The organism is Dokdonia sp. Hel_I_53 (assembly GCF_007827465.1).
In the GTDB taxonomy this organism is placed as follows: Bacteria; Bacteroidota; Bacteroidia; order Flavobacteriales; family Flavobacteriaceae; genus Dokdonia.
Window position 1 is genome coordinate 340860 of sequence record NZ_VISL01000001.1, and the last position, 22657, is coordinate 363516.

The window sequence follows — 22657 nt, forward strand, 5'->3', positions numbered from 1 at the left end:
TCCTATAAAAGAAAATTAAATGAATCATAAAGAAATAAAAACACTAGGTCAATTAAAAAATACCGGATGGAAGTCACGGAGTATAAAAGATGAATTACGTGAGCATTTAATTGAAAAATTAGAATCTGGAGCATCTACCTTTGCTGGTATTCATGGTTATGAACATACCGTAATTCCAGAATTAGAGAGAGCTATATTGAGTAAGCATAATATTAACTTACTAGGACTGCGTGGGCAAGCAAAAACAAGACTAGCAAGGCAGATGGTTAACTTACTTGATGAATGGATGCCCATCGTACAGGGGTCTGAGATTAATGATGATCCACTTGAACCTATATCACGTTATGCAACTTCACTAATCGCTGAGACAGGTGATGATACTCCCATTAAATGGATTCATAGATCTGATCGATTTGCTGAAAAACTAGCTACACCAGATGTAACTGTGGCAGATATAATAGGAGATGTAGACCCGATTAAGGCAGCAAATTTAAAATTAAGTTATGCAGATGATCGAGTAATACATTACGGGATGATCCCTAGAGCCAATAGATGCATTTTTGTGATTAATGAATTACCAGATTTACAAGCACGTATTCAAGTAGCACTCTTCAATATTTTACAAGAAGGAGATATTCAGATACGTGGTTTTAAATTGAGACTACCCTTAGATATGCAATTTGTTTTTACTGCAAATCCAGAAGATTATACAAATCGAGGTAGCATTGTAACACCCCTTAAAGATAGAATAGGATCCCAAATTTTAACGCATTATCCAGAAACGGTAGAAATCGCACGAACGATTACAGAGCAAGAGGCAAAACTAGATGAGCGTCAAAAATCTAAAATTCATGTTCCCAATTTAGTAATGGACCTCTTAGAGGAAATAAGCTTTGTAGCTAGGGAAAGCGAATTAATCGATGAGAAAAGCGGTATTAGTGCACGAATGAGCATTACGGCATTCGAGAATTTGATGAGTACCGCAGAAAGACGAATGTTATTATCTGGCGATAAAAATACTGTAATTCGTTATTCAGATATCTTAGGCATTATTCCAGCAATTACAGGTAAGGTAGAATTGGTTTATGAAGGAGAGCAGGAGGGTGCAGATGAAGTTGCAAAAATTTTAATAGGGGATGCTACAAAATCTTTATTCGATGATTATTTTCCTAAAATTGAAAAACTAACCAAAGAAGATCAGGAAGACCCTTATGAGAATATATTGGCTTGGTTCTTTGAACAAAATGGTTTTGAACTAGAAAATAATTTGTCAGATAGAGAGTATAAATTAATAATAGATAGTATTACACCTCTTGAAGATTTGATAAACAAATATCAGCCAGATACTTCAGAAAAAGATCGTTATTTTCTTAAAGAGTTTATTCTATTTGGACTTGTAGAATATAAAAAATTAAGTAAATATCAACTTACAACGGGGATGCGATTTAATGACTTATATGGAAACTATATTTCAGGGTTGGGATAGGTTTATTTAAACTATCAGTTTAAATGGAAGTAATAATTATATGAAAAACAACTAGTTGTCAATATTATTTAGTTCAAACTAAAAATTAAAAAACCCTCATTTGAGGGTTTTTCTTTTAATAATTATGATTGTTTTTACAATTAATTTTCAAATATAAGTTGCCCTGTAAAAAACTCTTCAACTTCTACAACTGGAGGTCTATTTACAGAAATAAGATCTCCCGTAGCTCGAACCTGACCTCTTAGACTTTCAATAGGATGAACTATCATTTTAGCAGCACTTACATGTTTAACTGAAATTTCATTTACTATCAGATCTCCTGCGTCTAGTTGGGGGTACTCATCAGATAAAACAAATAATGCTTTATCAGCATGTCCTGATAATACAAAATTGCTAGAGCCATTAATGCTTATCGTTAAAATTTCTACATCTAAATCTAAAAAAACATCCCCACTTTTATTAGCATCTGTTAATAATCTGGTAGGTTCAGTATTACTCCATATAAGTAGACTAGGATAGCTTAATGTGCCATCGCTCATAATGGGATAACTAGAAGCTTGTCTGATAAAAGATATATTGGGAGATGTTACTGTGACGACTGTTTTACCATAATCTCTAAAAATATTGCAGCTATTATCATTTCTCATTATCAAAGTCTCCTCTATAACATCTACATAAATTTCTGGAGCTATATTTTCACCAGTTTGAACAAATACACTTTGCTCATCCCCTTGCTTTAAAATAACGCGAATATCGTCCTCTAGCTGCAATTTATCAAAAAATGAAACTACAACTTCGTAACCAATGTCTTTTCCGTCTGTTTGCAAACAATCTGTACTATTTTCAGAATTACAACCTATCATCAAGATATTGATGAGTATAATAAAAGCTGATGTACGCTTTCGCGAAAGTATATAATACTCCATTCTTAACATATATTTTAAAATCATAATCTAATACCTAATCCAAATTCTACAGCCTCTGCCTTTGCTCCATGTGTCTTAACTGCTATAGACCCAAAGTATTGTTTACCAAAATAACGTTTTAAACCTACACGCTGATAAAATTTCCCTTGATAATCGTACGGGTAGTATACATAATAACCTACATTAGCAAGTAATGCCATTTTATTAAACTGTAATTCGTGTCCTAAAAATATACCGACTCGTTTCCAATCTTGATCCTCCGTAACACCAAACTGTGGGAATGCAGCTGCAAGAAAGGCAATCTCATTTTTGAGAAATTTGGAGAAAAAAGCTTCAACACCAAAAACTATTTTACTTTTTTTGCTTAGTGTTTTGTCTATGGATGTTGTGACAACTAGAAAAGACTCCCTTCCTAAGCCTAAATAATCACTTTCATTAAGACCGCTTTGTAAAGAAATATTAAAATGTATAGGCTCTTTATATTTCATTCTGGGACCTTTGGGAATGTAATCTGGAATCTCTCCGTTTTTGTAAATCAGCCCTAGATTGAAAGTAACTGAATTTGAGCCTGTATTTGGTGCTTTTGAATTTCCGTTAGAACCGTGTAAGAATGTAAGACCTCCTTGCAAAGAGATAGCAGGTGTAATTGATTGTTTATAATTTATCATAAATACGGTTGAACTAAATAAGCTGCTACCATATGCATTATTAGAAATATTTGTCTCTATATCAAAAGGATTAGAATTATAGCCTATCCCTTGAGCAACTCTGAACATTAGTTTTCTATTTAGAAAATAGAAATTAAAATGGCCCATGAAGTTATAGGTATTTCCTAATTCACTATTCTTAAGATTTTGATAAGCAAAGCTAAAGCCCCAATCAGGATAATTATAGCGTCTTTCCCATTCATTTAAGCCGTATGTTTTTCTATTATATCCTAAAACAACTCCTTCTGGATGGCCTTTTATTAATGAAGCAATATCTTTATTGTGTCGGAGTATATTACCATAAAAATAATTTACTTCTAATTCAAAAGGACTTGTATACTGTTGACTAAATAAACTTGTAGAAATGATAAAGATTAAAACAAGAAAAAGGAAATTGCGCATCGGGCAAAAATAGTTAAAGTATTAAAAGTTTGATAGGTTATTTTTAAGCCAAATATTTTATTAATGGTCGAGAAATTTTCAACCTAAATAAGGTCAGATTTATTATGTAGTGTCGTTTGTTACAGTCTAACAATATATTAACTAAATACTTGGTTATTTATGACAACTTTAAATCAGATTCTTCTGTGAACTAATGAGATCATAGTACTTTTAAAAAAACAATTTAAAAATTCAAATATGAAAACATTATATAAGGCAACTACCAATGCAAAAGGTGGAAGAAAAGGACAGATAAAGTCAGAAGATGGGCCGTTAGATTTAAAATTATCAGTTCCAAAATCTATGGGAGGCGAAGGTGGAGACGGTACTAATCCTGAGCAATTATTTGGAGCAGCTTACGCAGCTTGTTTTGGCAGCGCTATTCAATCTGTGGCAAAAAATGAAGATGTTGAAATTAATGAAGAAGAGTTAAATGTAGCTGCTACCATTTCTTTTAATAAAGACGATGACGGTTTCTTTCTCAAGGCAATTTTAGATTGTTATATTCCTGGTGTGGACATTAAAACTGGAGAAGATTTAGTAGAGAAAGCTCATGAAGTGTGTCCTTTTAGTAAAGCTACAAGAGACAATATTACGGTGACATTAAATCTTATGATAGAAGAATAACACTTATAATTTTTAAAGCAAAAAATCCGCAATAACAATTGATGTTATATGCGGATTTTTTTTGTGAACTCAACGGGACAGAGTTCGAACTTTTTGAAGGAAGATATTAGCTTAATTCTCTCAAAATCAATGATTATGAATAATGCTTCCTCGCAACGATTTAGTTCCACTTCATTTTCTGCAACCTGACAGCATTTAAAATAGCAAGCAAGGCAACACCTACGTCTGCAAAAACGGCTTCCCACATTGTGGCAAGTCCACCAGCTCCTAAAATGAGAACTATAATTTTTACGCCAAATGCTAAAACAATATTTTGCCAAACGATACTTCTGGTAGAACGGCCTATTTTTATGGAGCGAGCAATCTTTGAAGGTTGGTCGTTTTGAATAATCACATCGGCAGTCTCAATAGCAACATCGCTTCCTAAACCACCCATTGCCATACCAACATCACTTGCTGCCAGAACAGGTGCATCATTAATACCATCGCCTATAAAAGCGACTGTTGTATCTGGTTGTGCTTTGAGTTTTTCTACTTCGTTGAGCTTATCTTCTGGCAACAAACCACCTTTTGCCCAATCGATGCCTAATTCTTTGGCGACTTTTTGTGTAATGGAATCTTTATCCCCAGAGAGCATTATGATTTTAGAAATACCAGCCTCGCGAATTTGCTTAATCGCTTGATGGGCATCTTCCTTCAGTTCATCTGCAATCGTTACGTAACCTGCAAATTTGCCATCTATTCCTACCATTACTATGGATTCCACAATAGTATCAGTTTCTGAAGGGACATCAATGCTATTTGAAGTCATTAAAGCTATGTTTCCTACCAGCACGGTTTTTCCGTTTACGGTTCCTTTCAATCCTTTTCCCGCGATTTCAGTTACTTCGGTTGCATCATAGTCGGCACCTTCGGCTTTGTATTCCATTATGGCTTTGGCGATGGGATGTGTAGATTGCTCTTCCATTGCCATTAGGTATTTCATAAAGTCCGCTTTCGCGAAAGCGGAATCATTTACAACTTCCTTAATTTTAAATACTCCTTTTGTAACCGTACCGGTTTTATCCATTACCACGGTATTCACCTTAGTCATTGCATCCAAAAATGATGCGCCTTTAAACAGGATTCCGTTGCGAGATGCAGCACCCAATCCACCGAAATATCCCAGCGGAATGGATATTACCAAAGCACAAGGACAAGAGATAACTAGAAAGATTAAAGCTCGATATAGCCAGTCTCTGAACACATAATCATCTACAACGAAATACGGTAAAAAGGTCAGACCTATGGCTAAGAAAACTACAATAGGCGTGTAAACACGAGCAAATTTTCTAATAAACAACTCGGTTTTAGATTTACGAGCGGTGGCATTCTGCACCATATCTAGAATACGTGCGATAGAACTATCTTTAAATTCCTTGGTAGTTTCTACCTCAATAACTCCATCGAGATTGATGCTTCCTGCAAAGACAGATGCTCCTTTTTGAATAGTGTCTGGTTTGCTTTCTCCAGTAAGGGCTGCGGTATTAAAAGAGCCTTTATCTGAAAGCAAAATACCATCAAGAGGCACTTTTTCTCCCACGCGCACTTGAATTTTTTCGCCTATCTCAACAGTCTCAGGATTAACCGAAATGAAGTCGTCATTGCGATATACTAACGCCTCATTAGGTCGCACATCTAATAAAGCCTTGATATTTCCTTTTGCTCGGTTAACCGCTGCTTGTTGAAATAATTCGCCCACGGCATAAAACAACATTACAGCTACACCTTCTGGGTATTCTCCTATGGCAAATGCGCCCAAAGTTGCAATGGACATTAAAAAGAACTCCGTAAAGAAATCTCCATTCTTAATACTGTTCCAACCTTCTTTTATTACAGGGAAGCCAACAGGGATATACGCCACTGTATACCATACGATTCTCACCCATCCTTTGAAAAATGGTAGCGCGTCAAAATAATCAATTGCAATACCTATTATAAGCATTACAAAACTGAAAATCGCCGGTAGATAAGTTTTCAAATTAGAAACTTCGTCTGGACTGCTGTGATTGTGTCCATCACCGTGACTATGCTCGCCCTTATGTTCGTTAGGGTCTATGTCGCGTAAATTTACTTTTTTCTTTTTCATCTATTTTGATATCCAAATTTTTGCTTGTTCTTTATCTTTTAAATCGAAGTATTTTACTTCCGAGCTAGTGAAGAAATCGGTTGCCTTTGCTGCCCATTCCTGCCATTTTTCATTTCCAACGAATGCTATTTTCCCGTAATCCTTGATATGGGCTACATCAGTCTTGATGTCTTCCCAAAATCCTTTTATAGTATAGCCTTCAAAATCTTCCATTTCAAAATAAAAGTCCACTTTGCGACCTTTGTCGATGATTCGATGTATTTGTTTGTGAATGGTCTTTAAATTTTCTTCGTTCAATTTGCCTGAGAGCCTTGCTGCAATCAAGTTCTCTTTGTTCGTATCTATAAACTGTATCATAACTTCTTATTTTTAAGTGTTCAAAGTACAAGTTTAAACCGTGCAACGGAAGTGCAATTATCGTCCACTACATTTTTCGCATATTCCTTTAAGTACCAAGTTGGCATCTTCGGCCACGTACCCATCAGGCAAATTGATATGTGGTATTTTATGCTCTGTCAGACATACGGTCTCATCGCAATTATGGCAATGAAAATGCAAGTGTAAATCTTGGTCAATCTCACAGTTGCAACCACTTTCGCATAGCGCATATTTTGAAATGCCAGTACCATCATCTATTTGATGAACAATTTTCTTTTCTTCAAAGGTTTTGAGTGTACGATATAGTGTGGTGCGTTCCGCTTTCGCGAAAGCGGACTCAATATCTGTTAGTGCTACTGCAATTTCCTTTTCTGCCAAATATTTATAAATCAAAATGCGCATCGCTGTAGGACGTACTTGATGATTTTCTAATGTTTTTTCTATTTCGGTCATTGTTATTTCAGATTACTTTTTATTTTTTTTGCCTTCGATAAAGCTTCCCATCCTTCTTTTGCTGCGTATGGAACAATCAGCAGCGCAGCAATTGGGTCTGCCCACCACCAGCCTAACCAATTCACAAGTAGTAATCCTAATAAAACTACTACCGTTTGATAAAGGCAAATAAATGTATCCTTTGCATCAGCTTTTAGAGCTGGACTGTCCAATCTGTTACCATATTTCCTTTTGTAATAAATCAAAATGGGATTTACGATTAAGGATATTACTAATATCACAACCCCAATAGTTGACCAAGATGCGGTTTCTTGACTTATTAATTTAGATATGGAATCATAGGATATAAAGGCACAGATGAGCGCAAAAGAGATTGCAATGACATAAAGCGTTATCATTTTTCGCGTTTCTACACGTTTCTCATCTATTCCTTTGATTTCGCCGTGCAACCGCCAGCCCAATGTTCCAGCACTTATTACCTCGATGGTGCTGTCAAGTCCCCAGCCAATTAAGGCAGAGCTGTTTGATGTAAATCCTGCGATAAGCGATACGACCACTTCAATGATGTCATAGATGACGTTCCATATCTGTAGGGTTCTGGCTTCTTTTAAATTTCTCTTCCTCGTTTTTTTCATATCTCCTAATGTGAGTGTTCTGTATCGCCTTTGTTCATTTCTGCCATAAGGTAATAGGAATTATTAAATGCAAAACGTGTTTTTGGACTTGGGGTTTCAAAAAAACGTATCGCTATCCAGTCACCATCTTTTTCGCCAGTCATAACTTCTATGGGTGTAAAACTCCACGCATCGCCTTCCCTTTGCGCTGTAAATACATACGTCTTTCCAGCTTCTGTAACTACGGCACTTTCTGGTAGTGCTATAGTCTGCTGGTTGTCAACTTCAATTTTACCTTTTATATACATTCCAGGTATAAGACCGCCTTCTTTGTTCTCAATTTCAGCGTGAACGTGCACTGCTTTGGGATCTTGTTCGAAGGTCTGGCTGACTGAATAAATTTCGGCTTCCAGTTCTTTTCCTGGACGCGATTGAATACTAAAGCGCACTTTTTGTCCTTTCTTTACTTTATCTACATCTTTTTCAAAAACCATTAAATCTGCGTGTACGTGGTCTGTGTCTACTATTTCCATCAGATTGGTCTGTGGCTCTACATACTGCCCAGTTTTTATAAATACCTTTTCTACAACACCTGCAATGGGACTGCGTAATGCCACACGCTGGTAAATCGTACCATTGCGCACGCCACTTGCATTGATGTTGTACTGTCGCAATTGCGCTTCAAGGCCTTTTACCATTGCCGTAGATGCCTGATAGTCTGCGGTGGCCTTTTGATAATTCATACCAGATGCCACGCCAGCTTCATAAAGTCTTTTTTGACGTTCGTATTCTTGTTTTAAAAAAAGACTGTTGCTGTATGCATTTAGGTAATCACTCTGTATCTGTATAATACTGGGATGTGAGAGGTATGCTACCGCTTGATTTTTTTTAACCTCGTCGCCTTCAATTACTTCTATGGAAGCCACATTTGCTCCCGCAAGCGTGGTAATATTAGCTTCGTTTTGTGGTGGCACTTCAAGCGTTCCGTTTGCTTCTACGTAACCGCTCATATTGCGCTGCGCAAGAGTGTCAATTTCCATTTGTAAGGCTACAAACTGTTCTTGCGTAAGCATTACTTCTTTAGCCTCGCCTTCGGTATGGTTTTCTTCATCAGTTTCACCTTCAGAATGGTTTTTTTCTGTTTCAGAATGGGTGGCTTCATCGTGGCCATCTTCAGTTTTTGAGTCGCCACAACTGGTCAATAATAATGCTAGTAGCATCGTTTTAACAGGTATATATTTTATCGTTTTCATCTTTTTAGTTTTGGAAATATTGTAGTTCAAACAAGGCTTTTAAATAATTATCGAGTGCATCTAGCGCATCCATTTCAGTCTGGATGGCATCCCTGATGATTTGTGTGAATGCCGCATAGTCCAGCGCTCCTTCTTTATATGCCAGCAACGCACCCTTTCGCTGGTCTATGGCAAGCGGCAGCGCTTCGGTTTTATAGAAAAACCAAGTGTCCCGCCATCGCACATAATTTTGCATCGCTTGTGTATATTGAGATTGTAACTCACGCTGTTTATAGGCTGCATCGGTTTCTGCAATCTGTGTATCCAGTTTTGCAGCTTTTGCGCGGCTGCGGTCTGGGCCAGAAAACAGCGGAACGGTAATACCCACTTGATAGGTGTAGAAACCGCTATCGCCATTTACTCGTTGCAGACCACCTTGCAGATTGAACTTGGGCAATAGATTTACCCTTGCTGCATCATAGCTTGCCTGTGCTTCGTCTATACGCTTTCGCGAAAGCGATAATTCGGGATGATCATTCAATATTTCAACTGTCTCTGAAATCGAAATTTCATCAGCTTCCAATTCATCAGTAACGGTGTACATCGTATCTGGTGTCAACCATAGGTTGAGTTTTTGAAGAGCGATCAAATAGTCTGTTTCTGCCTGTTGAAATTTATTATTGACCCGCAAAGCTTGATTGCGCGCAGCATCATATTCCAGCCTTGAAATGGCTTCCACTTCATAATTGAGTTCTACAGATTGTGCAAACTGATTGTAAATACTGTCCAATTCTCGGTACAAGAGGAACTTCTTTTTTGCCTGAAAACCTTCTGACCAGGCTTTTTTAACTTCCCGTTCTACCAGGATTTTAGAAAGGTCAAATGCCGTTTGTGCCAACTCGATCCGTTGTTGTTGTAAACGTTCCTTGGCACCTATTCCCAGTAGATCAATATTCTGCTGTCCGATGCCTATCAAGGTATAAATGCCCTGACCATTGGCTACTTCCTCACCACCAGTAAATACCTGTGTATTTCCGAAATCATAAGCATTGCCTGTGAGTGCATTCTGTCTTTCAATTTCGAGTTGGCTCGTTTTAAGTACAGGGTAATTCTCTTTGGCAATTTCAACCGCTCGTGATAGTGTGATGGGTATGATACTGTCCTGAACAATACTATCCTGCAAAGGTGCTTGTGATTGTTTCGCTTTTTCTTCGACTGCTCTCTGGGCAGATGCCCAAGAGGTACCACCTAACATAAAACCAAGTATCAAAATTGTAGTCAACGCTTGCGTATTAAACGAACCAATCTTTTTCTGGTCTTTGCGCTCGCGTCTCTTTTCTATAAACGTATAGAGCACGGGAAGAACGACCAACGTGAGTAGCGTCGCTGTAAGCATACCACCGATAACCACTGTAGCTAGTGGTTGCTGCACCTCTGCACCAGCAGATGTGGAAAACGCCATAGGTAAAAAGCCAAAGATATCTGTAGTAGCCGTGAGCATAATGGGACGAATACGTTCTTTAGTCCCTTTAAATATTCTATCCTTTATACTTACGACACCTTCTTCTTTTAAAGAATTGAATCGGTTAATAAGTACCAGCCCGTTGAGAACTGCGACACCGAATAGCACAATAAATCCTACACCCGCCGAAATACTAAAAGGCATATCTCTCAACCATAAGGCAAACACACCACCGATGGCCGCCAAGGGTATCGCGATGTAAATCATTAAAGATTGTGAAAAGGATTTTAGAGCAAAGTACAGCAGTATGAATATTAAAAACAGAGCGATAGGCACAACGATTATCAAACGATCCTTTGCACTTTGCAGATTCTCAAATTCGCCACCATAGGTAATATAATAGCCCGATGGCAGATCCAGTTCTTCATCTAATCTTTTCTGAATGTCTTTTACTACAGATTCCACATCCCTTCCTCGAGCATTTACACCTACATAGGTTCTTCTATACGTATTATCACGTGAGATTTGCATAGGTCCAGGCACGTATTCAATCTCGGCTATTTCGATAATGGGCACCTGATTTCCATCCTTAAGATCGATATACATATTGCGCAGGTCATCAATACTTTTTCTATGGCTTTCATCAAATCGTACCACGAGGTCAAATCGTTTCTCGCCCTCAAAAATGACACCAGCCGTACCACCTGCAAATGCAGTACTTATGTAATCATTGACTTTTTGAATATCCAGTCCATATTGCGCCATTTTATCTCGCCTAAATTTTACGGTCATCTGTGGTAATCCAGCTGTACGTTCTGCACTCACATCGCCAGCACCAGGAACAGTCTGTATAATAGCTGCCATTTCCTGAACCTTTTTTGACAATACCTCTAAATCTTCGCCATAAAGCTTTACCGCAATGTCTTCTCTCACACCTTCTAAAAGCTCGTTAAACCGCAGCTCTACAGGTTGAGTAAATACTAAATTCACACCCACGAGTTCTTCATTCAATTTATCTCTAATGGCATCTATCAAACCTTCTTTAGTAGAGGCGGTTGTCCAGTCATCCATATCCTTATTAAGGATGATGTACATATCTGCAATGTCCATAGGCATAGGATCTGTAGGAATATCTGCTACACCTATACGTGCTGTGACTGTTTTAATTTCAGGGAAATTATCTAATAGAATGTTTTCTATTTTTTTGGAAACTTCAATGGATTCTGACAGCGAACTTCCTGGTCTTATGAGGGCCTGCATTGCTAGATCTCCTTCATCGAGCTGCGGCACAAATTCTCCACCCATATTAGAAAAGATAAAACCTGCGATGACAAGTAAAACTGCCGCGGCTGATAAAACGATTAGTTTCAGCTTAAGTGCTCCCTTTAACAATGGCATATATGCACTATGAACAGCACCTATTATTTTATCACTTATTTTTTCGAGCCAGCGCTCAAACCTACCGAACCAGTTTTTGGTATTTTGTACTGGTTTCATAAAAAGCGCAGACATCATAGGCACATAAGTAAGACAAAGAATAATGGCACCTATCATTGCAAACCCAAAGGTGTATGCCATAGGTTTGAACATTTTACCTTCTACACCTGTAAGAAAAAGTATGGGTGTAAAAACTATGAGAATAATGATTTGTCCAAAAAAAGCAGAACCCATCATTGTGCTTCCCGCTTCATAGGCTACTTTATCCATTATGTCTTGATTGAATTTTAACTTGCCAGACCTAATTCGTTTTTGGATCTCATACACCGTTCCTTCTATAATAATCACTGCACCATCTATGATGATTCCAAAATCAATAGCTCCCAAACTCATTAAGTTTGCCCATACATTAAACTGCTTCATCAGGATAAAGGCAAAAAGTAAGGACAGTGGTATGGTCGTGGCTGTTATGATTCCGCCTCTTAAACTACCCAGCAATAAAACAAGGGCAAAAATCACAATCAAGGCACCTTCTAGTAAATTGGTTTTAACCGTATCTGTAGTTCGCGCAATTAGCTCGCTACGATCAATTATTGGGACGATGCTTAGTCCTTCTGGCAGGGATTTTTCAATTTCTGCCATACGATTCTTCACATTTTGAATGACTGCATTAGGATTAGAACCCTTAAGCATCATTATAATACCACCAACAGCTTCCTTACCGTCCTGTGTAAATGCACCATAACGCACTTGATTCCCAAAATGGACACGCGTTGCCACATCTCCAATAGTTATAGGAACATTACCTTCATTAGTAATCGAGATATTCTTAATGTCCTCCAAAGAGCGAATTAGACCTTCGCCTCTTATGAAATTTGACATTTTATTTTTTTCTATATAGGCGCCACCAGTATTGACATTGTTCATAGCAAGAGATTCATACACTTGTGAAATGCTGATGCCCATACTGTTTAACTTCTCTGGATCTACAGCAACCTCGTACTGTTTAATACTACCGCCATAAGAGTTAACTTCTACCACACCTTCCAGCAAAGTAAGTTGTCTTTTGATAACCCAGTCCTGCACGGTGCGCAGTTCCATAGGCGAATACTTAGTTTCAAAACCTTCTTCTGGTTTTATGGTGTATTCATAAATTTGACCTAACCCAGTGGAAATAGGACCCATAGACGGACTTCCAAATTTTTCAGGAATGGATTCGCCCAATTCATTAAGTTTTTCCCCTACCAGCTGTCGAGGAAGATAAGTCCCCATATCGTCTTCAAAAACGATGGTTACTACAGAGAGTCCAAAACGTGAGATAGATCGTATTTCGGTAACGCCTGGCAAATTACCCATAGATAATTCTACCGGATAGGTTACAAACTGCTCGATATCTTCCGTTCCCAGATTGGGCGATTGTGTGATGACCTGTACCTGGTTATTGGTAATATCTGGCACAGATCCAAGATTTACTGTTGCCATAGACCAAATACCGACTCCTATAAGAGTTAAGGTAAACAAGCCAATAATAAATTTATTATTGATTGAAAAATCAATGATTTTATTAATCATTTAATTGTGGTATTAATTCAGTTAATAAATGGGTGTACGCTTTCGCGAAAGCGAAAACAAATAATATCTCCCAAAGGGAAACATTACAACAGGATATAGCTATCCTATAAAAACTGAATTATGCCCGTGGTGGTTGTAATAGGGAAAGGGAAATATCCTTGCCTATACTGTCAAAATAAACCGTAGAAAGTTTATAGTCTGCTGGATGGTAAAGGTCTAAGATATTTAACCCAAAATCCAACGTGTGAACGTGACAGCAGTGACAATGACAAAAAGGAGAACACATATCAAGTAGATTGTGGTCGTGATCGCCTGTATCACTTTGTGAAAATTCTATTTGCGTGCTATCCTCAGAAGAGTCAACATTTGCATCACTGCAAGGCGCAAAATTAAGCGCAAGCAGATAAAATGAGAATATGAGCGTAAAGATTTTCACAATACAAAGATAACAGAATTATAATGCAACTGGTGTGCAAAGGTTTTTATTTGATTTCCTCAATCACACTACCACAAGTAAGCATTGCATCGCCATAATAGGGATTGCGTATATCCTTCTCAGCACTTAGCCAAACTGCGCCTTTATTATTATTTGCCATTGGGCATTTCTGAACATATAGCATCGCATCAGTTCCATTTATATTCATCGCAATGGGCACCATATTTTCATTTAATATCACAAAATGGTCACGTTGATTTTCCAGATTGTCATTCGCTGAAATGGCATCGAGCATTTCGACACTTTTCTTGATATGTGATTGTTCCATACTACCGAGACTTTTAATATCTGCGGACTTTAAGGATACTGATGTCGCTTTCGCGAAAGCGGAAACCTGATTTGCATCGCTCGCTACCAAAGCATCTTTCATCTGTAAATAAGGCTTGAGCGCTTGTTTAAATTGCCTTTGAAAATTCTCTGAAAATTCCATTTCCATTTCAGACATTGGCATCATAGCATCCTCTTTCTTTCCCTGATTCATCATAGAGTTTTTGCCTTGTAGCTGTGCTGCTGCGTCTACCGTAAAGGTTCCGTTGGTCACAATCTCATCGCCATTTTGTAAGCCCTCTGTTACAGCATAATTTTCGCCATTACGATTTCCGATGGTTACTTCACGCATTTCAAAAACGGGTTCGTTGGGATTGGTTTTTATATAGACCAATGAGCGTTCGCCTGTCCACATTACGGCACTTGCAGGAACTGTTATCACTTCGTTAGTCATCATCATTTCCCCTTTGAGCTTACCCGTTACAAACATTCCTGGTTTAAAGAGGTCATCTGTATTTTTTAGTGTTGCTCTTACGGTAACCGTTCTCGTTGCATTGTTTAGTATGGGGTCAATAAAAGAAACCGTGGCGTCAAATTCTTTATTGGCGTAGGCATTGGTTACTACCTTTATTTTCTGACCTACTTTTAAATCTGAAATTTGATTTTCATAGGCATCAAATTCTGCCCAGACCGAATTCAAATTGCTTACTTTCAAAATGGGCTGACCTTGTTTTACATAGTCGCCTTCACGTGCCATCACTTCTGAAACAGTACCTGAAACGCTCGCATAGACAGGAAAGTTATCGCGTACTTTTCCTGAAGTTTCAATCGCATTAATTTGGGCTTCTGAAAGTTTCCATAGTTTCAATTTGTTGCGTACAGCTTTATACAATTCAGGCTGCGATTCTTTCAATGAAGCTGTTGTGAGCAATTCTTGTTGTGCAGCGACCAGATTTGGCGCATAAATGGTGGCTAGCAATTGACCACGATTTACTTTTTGACCTTCATAATTGACATTCAGACGCTCGATACGCCCATCAAAATAGCTTGCTTGTACGGCATTGTTTTCTTCGTTGGTGGCGATTTTGCCAGAAAGCGAAATCATTCCATCGTCTTCAGACATAGTGCCATTACCCACAATAGTAGTTTGAATGTTGGCCAGTGCCATTGCGTTCTCTGTCATTTTAATCTCATTAACTGCAAGACCATCTGCACCAGATTCAGCAGGTATCAAGTCCATTCCACATATAGGGCAGTCGCCTGGTTCGGGCTGCATAATCTGTGGGTGCATTGAGCAGGTCCACATTTGGTTTGGCGACTCGCCAGAATGGTCGTGGGTATCTGACATTTCAGAAACGTCCTTGTTTGCATTTGCTTCACTACCGGAATTACCAAAAATAAGCCAGCCTGCCAGTAGTCCCACGATTACTGCAATTCCTATATATAAAATGTTCTTATTCATACTATTTTTTGTTTTGTAAACGTTCAATCATTGCATTCATCTCTTCAATCTCCTTACGTTGTGCTTTGATAATCTCCTCTGCAAGTTTTTTTACTTCTGGATCTTGTATATCTGCACGCTCACTTGTCAGTATTGCTATTGAATGGTGTGGTATCATTGCTTTCATCCAGAGTATATCGCCTACGGTAGATTTTTGCTCACGCACTAATCCTAAAGCTCCAAGAAACAACACAACACTACCTACTAGAATAGCTATATTCTTCTTCTTATTTTTATACATATTAAGCATAAATAATAGCATTATTACAGCCATAGTAGAAATACCTAAACAGACCATATAAAATCGAGTAAGACTAAATCTTACGTGATCAAATTCATAAGTATTTAAATACATTGTAATGTACATTGCTATAAATGATGCTCCCAGCATCAAGAAAAACTTAGTGTACTGGCTCATTCCTTCTTTGTTGTTGTGTTCGTTTGAATTCATAATAGTTTATTTTAAAGTAATTATTTACGTTTTGTTTTAATGATTTTTTTAATTGTGGGTGAACTTGTGTACCAAAGTAGAAATCCACTTAACACCGTTATCAAGCCTAAAAGCGAAAAAGCCCTTAGCACAATTGTATTAAAATTGTCTCGACCTTGATAGTCCATAGTATGCGTCATCCAAAGAAAATCGAACCAACGCCAATCGCGATGACGTACGGTTTGAAAAGCTCCATTCTCAATCGCCACATAGGCTTTTAAATTTTCATCGGTTTTATATGAAATCTCATAAGCCGGTAATGGTCTTCCACGGTACTCGTGGTGGTCGCCTACAGATTCAATCCGTTGTATTTGGTCAAATTCTAAATCGGCCAACATATAGCGTTCTGCTACTTTGATTGCTTCTTGTTCTGTGAGTTCCTTTTTCTTTGTTCCTGTAAGTGCATTGTAAAGCACAGTCTCATTAATCCAATAATAGGGCGCATCCGCTATTTCAAGTAATTCTAATGATTGAATCGGTTCCTGAATATTTAGTTGAGAACTTCCCAGTAAATCTGAAAATGCAGTTTGTTCAGGAATCTCTTTTTTGAAATGGTCGCCGTGAATCTCATCAATATCTGTCCAGCTGAAATACATTCCACTAATTGTCCACATCAAGAACTGAATACCTAAAAAGATACCCAGATAGCGATGCGCTTTTCTTATTTTAAGTGCTGTTTTTCTTTTGACCATTTTATTATACTTCAAAAGGAAATTCAACAAGAACCTTTTCCCAACTCAAGCTAATTGTTCCTGAATCATTGGTAGTCTTTGTTACCTTGTATTCTAAATGTTCCTTGATTTCTTCGGAAATTTTTGGGGTTACTTTAAATCTCATCACATCATCTTTCTCATTATATTCATCTTTACCGTGCTGGTTCCAGTTGGAATTAAAAATAATTGTCCATTCCTCTTGATTCGGAATAACAAAGAACCCGTATTTCCCTGCCTTCAACTCTTTACCATCAATGGTCAAATCCTTATTGGTTTCTATCCAAGTGGCCATATGTGCGCCCGCTTGCCAAACGGTATTATAAGGAAGTAAACCGCCAAAAATGATACGTTTACGAACTCCTGGGGATGAATAATCAATATGAATATGCGCATCGCCCACCATCGCCATTGCGCTTGTATGCGGACTCAATGGTTTTTTCTTAGCAGGTTCTGCACTTGTTGAATTTTGCTCTGTTTTTTCGGTAATGGGCAATTCTTGTGCTTCCTTTGAAGTTTCTTTACAAGAAGCTAAAAGGATAATACATAATAGAATAATACTGTTTTTCATTATATAGGATGGTTTAGTTAATTGATTTTGTTCTGAGTCTAAGTGCGTTTGCTATTACAGAAACTGAACTAAAACTCATTGCCAAAGCCGCAATCATAGGCGATAATAGAATTCCGAAAATTGGGAATAATACACCTGCCGCAATCGGTACACCCAGCGTGTTGTATATCATAGCAAAAAATAGATTTTGTTTTATGTTACGCATAACTTTGTGGCTAAGGTTTCTTGCTTTCACGATACCGTGCAAATCGCCTTTTACAAGCGTAATCATCGCACTTTCAATAGCGACATCGGTTCCTGTACCCATTGCGATACCTACATCACTTTTTGCGAGTGCTGGTGCGTCATTGATACCATCGCCCGCCATTGCGACCACTTTACCCTGTTCCTGTAATTTTTTGACTTCTTCTAACTTGTTTTCCGGTAACATTCCCGCTTTGAAGTCGGCGAGATTGAGTTCGCTGGCTACTGCTTGGGCGGTGTCGTGATTATCTCCAGTGAGCATTATTACTTCAATGCCCTTATCCTGTAACTCTTTGATTGCCTTGGCACTCGTTTCTTTTATTTTATCGCCAATAACCACATAGCCTGAAACTTCGCCATCAATGGATAAATACGAAACCGTTTTTCCCTGTTTCTGAAAAGACTGTGCTTCGCTCTCCATTTCAGATGATAGCTTGGCATTGGCGTACTCCATCATTTTGGCATTTCCTAAATCGAGCTTCTTGCCATCAACTGTTCCTTCCACACCTTTTCCTGTAATTGCACTAAAGTTTTCGGTTTTTGATATTTCGACATTCTGCTCTTTTCCATATTTCACGGTAGCTTCGGCAAGGGGATGCTCACTGGAACTGTTTAGGGATGCGATAAGATGTAGAATTTCGCTTTCGCGAAAGCGAGATTCATCAAACGACCCAACTTTCTCAACCGTAGGTTTTCCTTCGGTAATGGTTCCGGTCTTATCTACGATAAGGGTGTCCACTTTGTCCATTTTCTCTAAGGCTTCGGCATTTTTAATCAAGACACCATTTTGTGCTCCTTTACCAACACCTACCATAACGGACATAGGCGTTGCCAATCCCAATGCGCAAGGACAGGCAATAATCAATACGGCAATGGCATTTACCAACGCATAAACATAAGCTGGCTCTGGACCCCATATTGCCCAGACAATGAAAGTGATGACCGCAATGATAACCACTACAGGTACAAAATATCCTGAAACGGTATCTGCCAATTTCTGGATAGGGGCGCGACTGCGACTGGCATCGTTTACCATATGTATGATTTGGGAAAGCAAGGTGTCGCTACCTACTTTTTCGGCTTCCATCAAGAAAGACTGGTTCCCGTTAATGGTACCGCTACTCACTTTATCATTTACATATTTATTAACTGGAATAGGCTCTCCCGAAATCATTGATTCATCTACTGTAGTTTCTCCTTCGATAATTTTGCCATCCACAGGAATTTTATCTCCTGGCTTCACACGTAGTATATCTCCTTTTTCAATCTGGTCTATGGAAACTTCTTCTTCATTTCCATCAACTACGCGTACAGCTTTGTTGGGTGCAAGTTTTAATAATTCTTTGACTGCTGAATTAGTTTTGCTATGCGCACGGGCTTCCAAAACTTGACCCATCAATACCAGCGTTAGAATAACAGTAGCGGCTTCAAAATACACGTGAACCGCACCAGATTCTGTTTTAAACTGTTCTGGAAAAAAGTCTGGAAACAGCATCCCAAAAACACTAAAGAGCCACGCCACGCCTGCACCTATACCGATTAAGGTGAACATATTGAGATTCCACGTTTTGATACTTCGGTAGGCACGTTCAAAGAACATCCAAGTGGCATAAAACACTACTGGAATGGAAAGGCCAAATTGAATCCAGTTCCACCATTTCTGTTCCATTACATCGTATAGCGGATTGTTTGGAATCATCTCACTCATAGCGATTAAGAAAATAGGAAGCGTAAAAGCTACCGCTATCCAAAATTTCTTAATCAACTTATTATATGTTTTCTCTTCGGCAGATAAATCAGGTTCCATCGGCACTAAATCCATTCCGCAAATTGGACAAGCTCCAGATTCATCCTTGATGACTTCTGGATGCATAGGGCACGTCCATTGCTCTGAAGTCGTTGCTGACAAATTTTGCTCTTCGACTAAATCCATTCCGCAGACTGGGCAGTCGCCTGGCTTGTCGTAGGTTTTATCTCCTTCACAATGCATTGGGCAATAGAAAGTTCCTCTAACTTTCCCATTAGGTTTTTGCATTTTCGCGGAAGCGGAATCATCTTTATGATGATGCTCGCCTGATTTGTGAATACTGTACGTACCGCCATCTTCTTTCAATGCTTTCTGAAATGTTTCGATAGAAATATGAGATTCCATTTCGATGGTCGCCTCTTCTTTTTCTAAATTAACCGAAGCATTGGTCACACCTTTCACTTTTGAAAGTGTCTGCTCAACGTGATTTCGGCAACCGTTGCAGGTCATTCCTTGTATTTGATAGGTGTGTTTCATTTTATCTTAATTTTTTTCGCATTGATTCGGAAATATTTTCTGCATAGACGCCATAGGCATCGACCAATAATCCCTTCATCCCATTTTTTGATGAAATAGCATACAGAACGCTGTTGTCATCAGTACTGCTCATTCCTTCAAAGCGATGCATCTCATCTACATCAAAATCTTCTGGATGTAATTTTAGCTTTAGCGCATTACATTCAATGTGTCCCGAACATAAATTAAAATCATTTGTATAACCTTGCTCTTGCAAATAAGTCATTGTTTCAGAAAGCGTATCAAAAGTTTGCATAAATGCTTTAGAGTTTTAGGGATTTATTAATGCTATATTTAATTCTCAATTCATATAATCATAACAAAAGAGCATTATACTATTGGTTCAATTTTTTAAATGAAGTATGAGAGTGTATGATTTTCCATTCACCATCTATTTTTTCTAAAATAGAAGTCGCAGCTCCTTTACTTCTAATGGTTCGTTCCTTAGTTCCTTTACCTTCGTCTGTTTTTAAAACTATGGTATACAGGTAATTTTCAGTTGTATAAGCATAGGGTAAATTCACATTTACATCAATATTATAATCTGAAAATGTAAAACTTTTAAAGTGACTCAATTCTGGACCCAAATGACCATTTATATACTCTGTATAAGTCCCTTCCACTTTACCTTGTTCAAAAATAGTAGCGTCCTGAGTAAAAAGCTCGAACGTCCCGTCGGTAGTTAGATTATGAATGGCATCTTTATACGATTTCATAACTTTTAAAATCGCTTCCTTTTCTGTATCCGCATTTGTATTTTGACTATAGACTTGACTACTTGCAAATAGCAATAGGGTTAAAAATGTTGTAAGTTTCAATATTTTCATACTTTTAGTTTTTAAGGGTTATTTATTTACTCTTATTCTATTCACATTTGCAATTCCAAATACCAACACGAAAAATCTAAGTAATATCTCAAGCGTTACTAAAATTTTTGCTGGAATCGTAATTGGAACTATATCTCCAAAGCCCACAGATGAAAATGTGACAAGACTGAAATAGGATAAATCGAAAAATTTCGAGAGTCCATTTTCACCGACACTATTATTTATTTTGAAATGTGTAGCATCCAAAAATTGCAATGCTGTAAAATCTATTGCAAACGACAAAATAACTAACAAAATCAAATATCCAAACAAGACCAGTACGTGGCTCAATAGATGGCTCTGACCAATTATCTTCATTAGTTGGCTAAGGGATAAGGCTATAATGAATCCTATCTTTAGTAATGTTAATGACAGAAGGATAATTATAGCATAAGACTCTTCCATAGTAGGTAGCGCATACAGTTTGATTATTGAAGCAATAACAAGCACCAATAGAACATACCTTGAGCTATTGAAAAGCTGCCGATAAAACGCTCCTGTGGTTTCTATGTCTTTTTTTTTATCCATACATTTTCACGTAACTCTAAGTTTTCATTGTAGGTCTCTGCTTCAATAGCATTTTACTATTTCTTTAAGCATATATATTGTGCCTGAAAAGGGAAGGGTTCTAACTAACCAACCATCAATGAAAAAATTCCCTTCCCGTATCAGGACTTTACTCTAAATCATCTTTTAAAGTTTTCATATAGTTCAATACTGTTTCCTTTTCCTCTTTTGAGAAAATAGCGTCCCTATGAATGAGCGTGTAGCTATCTAAGGGCATCTCGCCGTTTTCTATCTGCTTAATGATAGAGCGCAGTTTACTCTTCTTTCTTCTGTCTGAATAGTTGTCCCATTCGTTAAAATTTAATTCTGCTTTTCCTTCTTTAATATGGTCTTCCAAAAACCAAGCTGCTGGCTGAATTTTGCTGTACCAAGGATAAACTGTGTTATTGCTATGGCAATCATAGCAGGACTGCATTAATTGATTCTCAATTTCAGACGGCACTTTATTTACCAAGACAAAATCAGTTTCAGGTGTCGTATAGCTTTCATTTTTATCCGTCGGAAAAAACTGAATTACAACAAGAGCACCTAATGCTATCCACGCTATGATTTTTAAAACTTTCAATTAGTTTATTTCTCGTTGTACTTTACCGCATTTTAACATCTGGCTACCATAATAGGGATTACGCACTTCCTCTTTTGTACTCAACCAAGCTGTACCACCATCATACATTGGGCAAAATTGTTCGTAGAGCTTTTTATCCGTTCCGGTAATGGCTACCATATCGGTAACGTCCTTACTCAAAATCTTAAAATGCTCTCGTTGATGCTTGATATCGCTTTCGCCAATATGCTCTGCGTGCTCTGTGGCATCTTCAATAATGTCTTTCAATTCACTTTGTTCATTATCAGAATAGTTGGATGCATCAAAAGCTTTCAGTGATTTCGCTAATGTGTTACCAAGCTCTTTTGCTTTGCCATTGTCATCGTTTACAAGCGCATCTTTTAAGTTGAAATAATCATTCAGGATTGCTTCTGCTTTTGCGTCTTGGTTGTCACTCATCGCCATATCGTCCTTGTCATCCATAGATTCTTGGTGCATCTCATTGCTCATCGGCGCAGCAGCCTCTTCTTTGTTTCCGTCTTTACAGGAAGCTGTTAAAATCATTGTGACAGCCAGTGCCATTGTACTCATTGTTCTTTTTACTGTTTTCATTTTC

21 protein-coding genes are annotated in these 22657 nt (G+C 37.9%); 2 read left to right on the forward strand and 19 right to left on the reverse strand.

Translation table 11 applies throughout. The annotated features are described in order from the left end of the window. Positions 1–19 precede the first annotated feature (19 nt). Entirely contained in the window at positions 20–1486 is a 1467-nt protein-coding gene (locus OD90_RS01500; protein ID WP_144665606.1) for a magnesium chelatase, read from the forward strand. A gap of 140 nt (positions 1487–1626) precedes the next feature. Here OD90_RS01500 and OD90_RS01505 read toward each other — a convergent pair whose 3' ends face one another. Together OD90_RS01505 and OD90_RS01510 are read right to left on the reverse strand one after the other, a co-directional pair. Beyond that, on the reverse strand, positions 1627–2412 hold the full coding sequence (locus OD90_RS01505; protein WP_186434690.1) for a head GIN domain-containing protein: 786 nt from the start codon (positions 2410–2412) through the stop codon (positions 1627–1629). 20 nt (positions 2413–2432) lie between these two features. Next, a complete protein-coding gene (locus OD90_RS01510) occupies positions 2433–3521 on the reverse strand; it encodes an acyloxyacyl hydrolase (RefSeq protein ID WP_144665610.1) in 1089 nt (362 codons plus the stop codon). A gap of 237 nt (positions 3522–3758) precedes the next feature. Here OD90_RS01510 and OD90_RS01515 point away from each other — a divergent pair, with 237 nt between their 5' ends. After that, positions 3759–4187, forward strand: a complete 429-nt coding sequence (locus OD90_RS01515) for an organic hydroperoxide resistance protein (protein WP_144665612.1) — start codon at positions 3759–3761, stop codon at positions 4185–4187. Between the two features lie 160 nt (positions 4188–4347). Here the strand turns inward: OD90_RS01515 and OD90_RS01520 are convergent, their stop codons facing one another. The 17 genes from OD90_RS01520 to OD90_RS01595 form a co-directional block, all read right to left on the reverse strand. Continuing rightward, positions 4348–6315 carry a heavy metal translocating P-type ATPase gene (locus tag OD90_RS01520; protein WP_186434691.1) on the reverse strand — a complete coding sequence of 656 codons (1968 nt, stop codon included), beginning with the start codon at positions 6313–6315 and terminating at the stop codon, positions 4348–4350. Continuing rightward, complete coding sequence (locus OD90_RS13090; RefSeq protein WP_186434692.1) at positions 6316–6672, reverse strand: STAS/SEC14 domain-containing protein; 357 nt, start codon at positions 6670–6672, stop codon at positions 6316–6318. Between the two features lie 57 nt (positions 6673–6729). After that, a complete protein-coding gene (locus tag OD90_RS01525) occupies positions 6730–7146 on the reverse strand; it encodes a Fur family transcriptional regulator (protein ID WP_144665614.1) in 417 nt (138 codons plus the stop codon). Positions 7147–7148: 2 nt separating this feature from the next. Then, the gene (locus tag OD90_RS01530; protein ID WP_126448541.1) at positions 7149–7781 is read right to left on the reverse strand and encodes a cation diffusion facilitator family transporter; all 633 of its coding nucleotides are present in this window, start codon (positions 7779–7781) and stop codon (positions 7149–7151) included. 5 nt (positions 7782–7786) lie between these two features. After that, on the reverse strand, positions 7787–9013 hold the full coding sequence (locus OD90_RS01535; protein WP_126448542.1) for an efflux RND transporter periplasmic adaptor subunit: 1227 nt from the start codon (positions 9011–9013) through the stop codon (positions 7787–7789). A gap of 4 nt (positions 9014–9017) precedes the next feature. Continuing rightward, on the reverse strand, positions 9018–13463 hold the full coding sequence (locus OD90_RS01540; protein WP_144665616.1) for a CusA/CzcA family heavy metal efflux RND transporter: 4446 nt from the start codon (positions 13461–13463) through the stop codon (positions 9018–9020). Between the two features lie 118 nt (positions 13464–13581). Beyond that, positions 13582–13899 (reverse strand): DUF6660 family protein, encoded by a 318-nt coding sequence (locus OD90_RS01545; protein ID WP_144665618.1) that lies wholly within the window; start codon positions 13897–13899, stop codon positions 13582–13584. A gap of 46 nt (positions 13900–13945) precedes the next feature. Further along, a complete protein-coding gene (locus tag OD90_RS01550) occupies positions 13946–15688 on the reverse strand; it encodes an efflux RND transporter periplasmic adaptor subunit (protein WP_144665620.1) in 1743 nt (580 codons plus the stop codon). Position 15689: 1 nt separating this feature from the next. Next, the gene (locus OD90_RS01555) at positions 15690–16178 is read right to left on the reverse strand and encodes a DUF305 domain-containing protein (RefSeq protein ID WP_144665622.1); all 489 of its coding nucleotides are present in this window, start codon (positions 16176–16178) and stop codon (positions 15690–15692) included. A gap of 20 nt (positions 16179–16198) precedes the next feature. Next, a complete protein-coding gene (locus OD90_RS01560; RefSeq protein ID WP_144665624.1) occupies positions 16199–16909 on the reverse strand; it encodes a PepSY domain-containing protein in 711 nt (236 codons plus the stop codon). A 4-nt stretch (positions 16910–16913) separates the two neighbouring features. Next, positions 16914–17498, reverse strand: a complete 585-nt coding sequence (locus tag OD90_RS01565) for a DUF2911 domain-containing protein (protein WP_144665626.1) — start codon at positions 17496–17498, stop codon at positions 16914–16916. Positions 17499–17511: 13 nt separating this feature from the next. Next, a complete protein-coding gene (locus OD90_RS01570; RefSeq protein ID WP_144665628.1) occupies positions 17512–20025 on the reverse strand; it encodes a heavy metal translocating P-type ATPase in 2514 nt (837 codons plus the stop codon). A gap of 1 nt (position 20026) precedes the next feature. Then, positions 20027–20320, reverse strand: coding sequence for a phosphoribosylpyrophosphate synthetase (locus OD90_RS01575; RefSeq protein ID WP_144665630.1), 294 nt, complete (start codon positions 20318–20320; stop codon positions 20027–20029). A gap of 79 nt (positions 20321–20399) precedes the next feature. Next, entirely contained in the window at positions 20400–20891 is a 492-nt protein-coding gene (locus OD90_RS01580) for a YybH family protein (RefSeq protein WP_144665632.1), read from the reverse strand. A gap of 18 nt (positions 20892–20909) precedes the next feature. Next, a complete protein-coding gene (locus tag OD90_RS01585; protein ID WP_144665634.1) occupies positions 20910–21458 on the reverse strand; it encodes a potassium channel family protein in 549 nt (182 codons plus the stop codon). Positions 21459–21606: 148 nt separating this feature from the next. After that, a complete protein-coding gene (locus OD90_RS01590; RefSeq protein WP_144665636.1) occupies positions 21607–22062 on the reverse strand; it encodes a heme-binding domain-containing protein in 456 nt (151 codons plus the stop codon). Further along, positions 22063–22653 (reverse strand): DUF3347 domain-containing protein, encoded by a 591-nt coding sequence (locus tag OD90_RS01595; protein WP_144665638.1) that lies wholly within the window; start codon positions 22651–22653, stop codon positions 22063–22065. It abuts the gene before it with no gap. Positions 22654–22657: the final 4 nt, after the last annotated feature.